Below are 266 nucleotides of genomic sequence, written 5' to 3'. Positions count from 1 at the left end.
AACGATCTACCGTTGGATCTACTCTGGATGGCTTGTAGCAGGAGATTTACAGGTGCTTCGGCACAAAGGAAAGCGCCATAAGCCGGTCGAAACACGCGGACGATTTATGGTGGGTACATCCATCAGCCAGCGACCAAAAGGGATTCGCAAACGAGAGAGCTTTGGCCACTGGGAGCTCGACACGGTCGTCTCCAGTCGAGGGAAAAGTAAGGCCTGCGTAGCAACTTTCATTGAGCGTAAAACGCGGATGTACGTGGCACTAAAAA

General features: G+C 51.9%; 1 protein-coding gene. It reads left to right on the top strand.

Going from position 1 to position 266, the window contains the following annotated elements; translation table 11 throughout:
* The coding region (locus M3650_RS31535) for an IS30 family transposase (protein WP_251580307.1) at nt 1-266 on the top strand (266 nt) is incomplete at both ends.

The sequence above is a fragment of the Paenibacillus sp. MER TA 81-3 genome (genome assembly GCF_023713585.1).
Taxonomy (GTDB): domain Bacteria; phylum Bacillota; class Bacilli; order Paenibacillales; family Paenibacillaceae; genus Paenibacillus_B; species Paenibacillus_B profundus.
This window is presented reverse-complemented; position numbering and strand designations above follow the sequence as displayed.